Genomic DNA, 7143 nt, shown 5'->3' on the forward strand with positions numbered 1-7143 from the left:
ATAATGAGGCGGGTGACATTATTGCTGGGAATAAAATTGAGGGCGATCGCCACCATTCCCGCAACCATGACCGGCCACCACCTACTCATCTGATCCGAAGGCATTTGCAAGAGGTCCGGTAGAGGTCGCAATTGATCTGGATTGACCAAATCGATGGGAAAGAGTGTCGGTTGCCAGACTGTTGCCAACAATACGCCCAGCAGAAATAGCAGGCTAAAAACAAATAAACCCCAGACCCACGGTAAAACCAGCCGTGGGGGTGAAGTGGGCTTGGGTGACTCATGGGTCATCAGCAGACCCCCTAAAAGGGCGAACTTAGGCCATGGTTGGCATTTGCAGACGGGCAAAAATCATCCGTCCTGCTGAAGTTTGCAGGGCACTGGTGACGACCACCGAGAGTTGATCGCCAATGTGATCCACCCCTTCTTCCACCACCACCATGGTGCCATCCTCAAGGTATCCCACCCCTTGGGCAGGCTCTTTGCCTTCCTTAAGAATTTTCAACTCCAGCGTATCCCCAGGGAGATAAATGGGACGCAGGGCTTGGGCAACTTCATTGACGTTAAAGACATCCACTTTCTGGAAGCGGGCAACTTTGTTCAGATTCAAATCATTGGTGACCAGGGTGCCGTTGATCTCTTGGCACAGGCGCACTAGCTTGGCGTCCACCGTCGTTAATTCTGGATAGTCTGCAGAGTGAATGACAATGCGATCACCCAAACTAGCTTGGAGGCGATTGAGGACATCTAGACCCCGCCGACCGCGAATCCGTTTTTGCTCATTCCCCGCATCGGCAATCAGTTGCAACTCCTGAAGCACAAACTGGGGCACAATGATTTGCCCTTCAAATACCCCTAGATTCAACAGCGCCTCAATGCGGCCATCGATAATGCAACTGGTATCCAGCACCTTTGCACGGGCAGGTTTGAGCATTCCCTCCGCCAGAAGGCTGCTGGCAACAGCATTGGGGTTAATTAACCGCAGTAGGGCAGGTCCGTGGCTATCAGCCAAGGTTGTCCCCGAATAGGCAAAGAGAATGCTAGTGAGAACAGCAATCAGAGGCTTAATAAAGGAGAAGTCCTTGGGAATGGGCAACAGAAAAATCGGTGCCAGCATCAAATTGGCAAGGAGCAGCCCCACAACAAGACCCACTGCCCGCGACAGGAGCGTTTCCGGAGGCAATTGGCGGATACTGCGCTCGAGACGATGGTAAAGCGACTGCAACAATAAGCCAAGGGCAATGCCAACGATGGCGCCAAAGCCAGCCATGACCCACTGCAATCCCCGCACATTGGCCACTTGAGCAAGAACTGTTTCTGGGAGTAGGTCAATGCTGTTGAAGCCAACGGCAATTCCCATCACGACGATAATGAGGAGTAAGATTGTATCGAGCATTAGTTCGCTCCTGTCGCGCTGGACATCTCCATAGGCTATTACTTTAGGATTATACTTTTTTCTCTCCTGGTGCGGTGTTGGACTGTTGCATATCGAGATGACGACTAATCCGGGTACCGGCTCGGATGCCCTCAGCTTCGGCTTGAGGACCCAGCATTGCCCGTGCCACAATTCCACCGAGGGTGCCCAATAGCGTTTCCTTCATAAAGGTTTGACTGGTTTTCACCCACCACTCCAGGAAAAGATGCAGCGAGGGGGGAGAAGGTTCCTCAGGGGATGGCTCGGCTAACTGTCGCCCCAGATCTTCCCCGAGTTGCGAACCAACCATATTGCCCACCACGCGCCCAAGGGTTTCACCCACAGGTCCTAAGACCACTTGTCCCGCCAAGCCGCCAGCAATTTCACCGGCTGCACCGCCAATTTTGTCACCGCTGCGAATCTCCAGAGCTTTCACGAGCCGTTCTGGAGTTTCCTCAAGGGCAGTAAATTGCAGTTGGGTCATCTGCTCACTGGCTTCCATCCCCAGTCGCGCACCAATGACGCCACCAACAAAGGTGCCCACTTGCACCCCCATGACTACACCCGCAGGCCCCATAAACAGACCACCCGCCGTTCCCCCCGCCATGCCACCGAGCATATCGCCCACGTAGCCGCCTATGAGAAACCCGCCCATGGAGGTGAGTTTGTTGCCGACTTCTTCGGGTTCGAGATCAAAGGCGCGGGTGAGGTTTTGCAAGCCCCTATTGCCTTGGCCGATGATCTGGACATCCCCCCAAAATTGAATGGCCGCGAGCAGTTGCAGGGGAGTGATTTGCTCGAGGTGATACTCAATGGTGATCGAGGCGGCAAGGGGGTTAACGTGAACAGACTTGATACCTCGGAGGGTTTTCAGGTAGGCAGTCAAGGAATCGCGAAAGCCGACATCGGTTTTCAGTTCTTGAATCCGCAATCGCAGGCGATCGCCCGTGAGGTGCATGACTACGGCAATGGGTGTAGTTTCAGCAGTGGCCATGGGACCCCTACCCAATAGGCTCTAGTTGCTGTTGTAGCACGCACCCCAAAGCAAGGAGAAATATCTGTCAAAATGTTAAAGGAATCGCACACAGAGTTAATGACCATGACAGCCACGGTAAAGGTCGAACATCTCAAGAAGTCCTACGGGGCCATTACAGCGGTGGCCGATGTCTCCTTTACAGCCCATCAAGGGGAAATTTTTGGGGTGCTGGGGCCAAATGGCTCAGGGAAAACGACAACGCTGCGCTGTCTGTGTACCCTCTCGCAACCGGATGCGGGGCTACTGGAAGTCTGCGGCTTCTCGGTGCTCCACCAACCCCATTTGGTGCGCCAAAAATTAGGCTATGTGGCCCAAGAGGTGGCCCTCGATAAAATTCTTACGGGTCAGGAATTTCTAGAATTGCAGGCGGCGCTGTACCACATTCCCCGTGCCCTGATTCCGGAGCGCATTGAGGCGGTGCTGGCACGCTTAGATCTGCTGCAATGGCGCGATCGCCAGTGTGGCACCTACTCTGGTGGCATTCGCAAACGCTTTGATCTTGCAGCGGGACTTCTACACCAACCCCAAGTGCTTGTCTTGGATGAACCCACCGTAGGTCTCGACATTGAAAGTCGCCAAGTGATTTGGGATGTGCTGCGGGATCTCAAGGCCCAAGGACTGACGATTATCTTGACCAGCCACTACCTGGAGGAGGTGGATCTCCTCAGCGATCGCTTGGTGATTCTGGATAAGGGACGGGTGATTGCCAGTGGTTCTCCTGAGGAACTCAAGGCTAATATCGGGGGCGATCGCGTCACGTTGCGGGTGCGGGAATTCACACCGCGTCAAGAGGCGCAAATGGCGCAGGGTCTTCTCAGTCAATTGGACTGCGTCAAATCCGTCCTGATTAACACCAACCAAGGCAACTCCTTAAATCTGGTAGTCACAGATGTCACTGTGGCGATCGCAGCCATTAGAACGGCGCTAGAGGAAGCAGGACTGCCCCTCTTTAGCTTGGCGCAATCACGACCTAGTCTAGATGATGTCTATTTGGCAGCCACCGGTCAAACCCTCTTGGATGCCGACTTGGCAGCCGCAGCGCAGCGGGACAGCAAACAGTTGAAAAAAGAGGTCATGCAACGCTAATGGGGCAGCCAATTCTCTGGGTGCATGGGGACTGCCTCGACCCTAAGGCCCCAATCTTTAGCCGCTACCCGACAGCACCGGCAATTTTTGTCTGGGATGTGGCCTTGCTCAAGGAATGGCAAATTCGTCTGAAGCGGCTGGTGTTTCTCTATGAGTGCCTGCTGGATCTACCTGTGCAAATGTACCGTGGCGAGGTGGCGCCCTTGGTGAATGCCTTTGTGGAGGTGCACGGGGGCGATCGCCTGGTGACGATGGCAAGTCCTAGCCCCCGCTTTCGCGCCATTTGTGGGCAATTGGCCTATCCCCTGGAGATCCTAGAGCCAGAGCCCTTTGTTACCTTGCCAGCCAATGCAGATTTGAAGCGATTCTTTCGTTATTGGAAGTTGGCAAAACCTCGCCTGGGGCTATAGATAATGTTGGCGATCGCCCGACCTCTTCAGAAGCTGCCTTGGCAGCCGCGATTCTCCCTGTTGGATCGCTATATCCTGCGGGAGATGATTCGCCCCTTTGTCTTTGGTTTTGGCATTTTTACGGCGATCGCTGCTGTTATTGGTACCGTGTTCTACCTGATTCGCACTATGGTGGAGCACAACCTTGGCCTCCTCAGTGCCATTCAAGTTTTTTTTCTGCGCTTACCCACCTTCGCGGTGCTGGGCATTCCCATGGCGATGCTTTTTAGTGCGCTTCTTTCCTATAGTCAACTCTCCCGCCGCAGTGAACTGATTGCCTGTAAAAGCTGTGGGGTTAGTCCAGTGCGTCTGGTGCGACCGGCGCTCTTAGCGGGGTTCTGTGCCTTGCTCTTCACCTTTGCCCTCAATGAACTGGTGGCTCCCCCCATGGCCTACCGCGCCATCAAGACCTTGGAGGTGGCGATCCACCGCCCGCAACCCACCTTTCAGACCCGCAATATCTTCTACCGTCGTTTTGTCGAGGGACACCTGCAGCAACTCTTTTTTGCCCATCGTTTTGATGGGCAGGTCATGGCTCAAGTGACGGTGTTGAACTTTGAGCAGGGGCAGTTGCGGGAAATTATTACAGCCCAGAAAGCTCAGTGGCAGGGCTCAGCGTGGCTGTTTCGTCAGGGAACCTACCACCACCTCAGGGGCGATGGCAACTATGATGTGGCCGAGAGCTTCTCAGAACGAAGGTTTGACTACCCCCGCACCCCCCTTGATTTAGCTATGGAAACGCGGGTACCAGAGTTTATGACCAGCCGCGAAATCTATCGGTACTTGCAAATTTTGGCGGAAAGTGGCGATACCAAACGCTTGCGGCAGTGGCGGGTGCAGTTGCAGGAAAAGCTCTCCCTCCCCTTTTTGTGTCTCAGTTTTGCTGTCATTGGCGCTGTTTTGGGGATCAGTTCTCCCCGCCAAGGACAGGGACGAGCCTTTGGGCTGAGTGTGGTGATTATTTTTGGCTACTATGTTGCCGCTTTTATTTTCACTGCCTTTGGCGAGGGTGGAGCGGTGGACCCGATGGTGGCCAGTTGGCTACCGAAGGGAATTGTGAGCGCGATCGCCCTAGGGATGCTCTACCAGGCCAATCGTCATTAGTAGGTCATCAGTAGGGAATCTGCCAATAGCGACAGGCCGCATGGGCAAGGGTCATGACCCCCACAGGAATGGCCTGTTCATCCACATCAAATTCGGGGTGATGCAGCGGATAGTTGGGGCGATCGCGAAACCCGACGCCAAGGCGAAACATCGCACCGGGGGCGTGCTCTAGGTAAAGAGCAAAATCTTCTGCCCCAAGGGACGGTTCTGGCAAGATATGCACATGGGGGGCACCGACCACATCAGTGGCCGCCTCGGCCAGCAATTGCGATAGGTAGGGGGTATTTTCCACTCCCGGCACCCCCCGCCGATAGTGGAGCTGGTAGCGGGCACCGTAGGCGTGGCAGACATTAGCCACAATTTGCTCAATCCAAGTAGGAAGGGTAGCACGGGTTTCCGGATGGAGCGATCGCACGGTTCCCTGAAGTGTTACCTGATCAGCAATGACATTGGCCGCCCGTCCCCCTTGAATTTTGCCAAAAGTGAGCACCACGGGGCGCAACGGATTTTGGGTACGACTAATGGCCTGTTGCAAAGCACTGATAACTTGAGCAGCAATCCAAATGGCATCCACCGCTTCATGGGGGCGCGCCCCATGCCCCGATTCCCCCAAAATCGTTAACTCAATGTCATCGGCAGCGGCTGTCAAAGCACCATAGCGCACCGCCACGTCCCCCGCTGGAATACTTGGGAAAACATGGAGCGACAAAATGGCACTCACCTCTTTCATGGCGCCGTCAGCAATCATCCAACTGGCCCCTTGGGCAATTTCTTCCGCAGGCTGAAAAATAAACCGCACGCGGCCAGGGAACTCCTCCTTGAGGGCGGCTAAGACCATTGCCGTGCCAAGACCCACTGTCGTGTGGACATCGTGGCCGCAGGCGTGCATCACCCCCGTATGTTTCGAGCTAAACTCGAGTCCGGTGCGCTCTTGAATCGGCAGGGCATCCATATCGGTGCGAATGGCCAAGAGCCGCTGTTCTTGAGGATTCCCCTCCAGCTCAGCAATCACCCCCACTTTGCCCACATCCTGCTGTACAGTTAAGCCTACGGAGGACAGCACCCCAGCCACATAGGCAGCGGTTTGATGTTCTTGGCCACTCAATTCGGGGTAGCGGTGCAAATGGCGACGAATTTCAATGAGACGGGGCGTGAGGGTTTGGGTAATCTGGCGAATCCGAGCAAGCATAGTGAAGCCGTGGGATATTTTTGCATGCTATCCAATCTTAGGAATTCAGGTTGACCACGCCTGATAGGGATGCTCCGCTAAGTAGGCATTGGTATAGCGGGGATCGTCGGTCACCTCAAGGCCAATCCAAGGGGGTAAAGTCAGGGGATAGTCAACACAGGGCAATTCAATTTCTGCCAAAATGAGACCCGCACAGGCGCCAGCAAATTCATCAATTTCCCAACAGAGGTCACCCGCCGGGATGCGATAGCGATTTTTCTGAATGATTGGTTGCAGGCACAATTCCGCAAGGAGTTCCCTGGCATCGGCAACGGGGATAGCATACTCATACTCACGGCGTTGGCCACCACTGGCTTTGCCCTTGATCGTGATCCATGCCTCCTCACCCGCAAGACGCACGCGCACAGTGCGCTCAGGAACCGTTGAGAGGTAGCCTTGGGCAAGTTCGGCCACACTTGTGGCCAGGGACCGCCATTGTTCACCTGTGACGAGGAACTTGCGCTCAATTTCAATTGCCATTGCCTAGACCACCGTGGTAAATGAACCGTGGAGACCGTAGGGAATGTGGTGTTTCAGGTGCAACCGTGCCACAGGGCCGGCGCTAATGGCCGCAGCATCAAAGATGAGTAACTGCGATTTGTGGCAACTGGCATCATAAACCACCTGCAACAGCCAGCCATCCTCTTCTCCTTGGGCCCCCTGCCAGAGAAAGTCCCCCTTTTGCAGACCACGGGGGACAAAGATCGGCTCACTGACAAAACCGCGCGGCGCTGCTGACCAAAACTGTTCTTCGCCCGTCTGGCGATCGCGCCGCCACAGTGCCTGTAGGGGTGCATTGGTTTTCGGATCATGCCCCGCCGCCAAAT

The 7143-nt window shown here is 54.9% G+C and carries 8 protein-coding genes and 1 pseudogene; 3 read left to right on the top strand and 6 right to left on the bottom strand.

Features of this window, described 5'->3' with window-relative positions:
• The 3 genes and pseudogenes from H8Q75_RS08870 to H8Q75_RS08880 all read right to left on the bottom strand — a co-directional run.
• A pseudogene (locus tag H8Q75_RS08870) lies at window positions 1-290 on the bottom strand (hypothetical protein); the annotation flags it as partial.
• Between the two features lie 25 nt (window positions 291-315).
• Window positions 316-1395: a PIN/TRAM domain-containing protein gene (locus tag H8Q75_RS08875; RefSeq protein ID WP_041429819.1), complete on the bottom strand. Its 1080-nt coding sequence runs from the start codon at window positions 1393-1395 to the stop codon at window positions 316-318.
• A 49-nt stretch (window positions 1396-1444) separates the two neighbouring features.
• Entirely contained in the window at window positions 1445-2407 is a 963-nt protein-coding gene (locus H8Q75_RS08880; protein WP_297041181.1) for an HMA2 domain-containing protein, read from the bottom strand.
• A gap of 105 nt (window positions 2408-2512) precedes the next feature.
• On the opposite strand from H8Q75_RS08880, the gene H8Q75_RS08885 reads away from it, so the two are divergent.
• From H8Q75_RS08885 to H8Q75_RS08895, 3 genes are read left to right on the top strand one after another with little or no spacing between them, the layout of a single operon-like run.
• Window positions 2513-3535: an ATP-binding cassette domain-containing protein gene (locus tag H8Q75_RS08885; RefSeq protein ID WP_297041186.1), complete on the top strand. Its 1023-nt coding sequence runs from the start codon at window positions 2513-2515 to the stop codon at window positions 3533-3535.
• Complete coding sequence (locus H8Q75_RS08890) at window positions 3535-3945, top strand: hypothetical protein (protein ID WP_024125530.1); 411 nt, start codon at window positions 3535-3537, stop codon at window positions 3943-3945. The genes H8Q75_RS08885 and H8Q75_RS08890 overlap by 1 nt, the downstream gene beginning before the upstream one ends.
• Before the next feature lie 3 nt (window positions 3946-3948).
• Entirely contained in the window at window positions 3949-5088 is a 1140-nt protein-coding gene (locus tag H8Q75_RS08895) for an LptF/LptG family permease (protein ID WP_024125529.1), read from the top strand.
• 7 nt (window positions 5089-5095) lie between these two features.
• On the opposite strand, the gene H8Q75_RS08900 is transcribed toward H8Q75_RS08895, so the two are convergent.
• The 3 genes from H8Q75_RS08900 to H8Q75_RS08910 all read right to left on the bottom strand — a co-directional run.
• Complete coding sequence (locus H8Q75_RS08900; RefSeq protein WP_024125528.1) at window positions 5096-6277, bottom strand: M20 family metallopeptidase; 1182 nt, start codon at window positions 6275-6277, stop codon at window positions 5096-5098.
• A 45-nt stretch (window positions 6278-6322) separates the two neighbouring features.
• A complete protein-coding gene (locus H8Q75_RS08905) occupies window positions 6323-6796 on the bottom strand; it encodes a CYTH domain-containing protein (protein WP_024125527.1) in 474 nt (157 codons plus the stop codon).
• A gap of 3 nt (window positions 6797-6799) precedes the next feature.
• Window positions 6800-7143: carotenoid oxygenase family protein (locus tag H8Q75_RS08910; RefSeq protein WP_297041184.1), on the bottom strand; the 344-nt coding region annotated here is incomplete at its 5' end.

The organism is Thermosynechococcus sp. OHK43, assembly GCF_014466085.1.
Taxonomy (GTDB): domain Bacteria; phylum Cyanobacteriota; class Cyanobacteriia; order Thermosynechococcales; family Thermosynechococcaceae; genus Thermosynechococcus.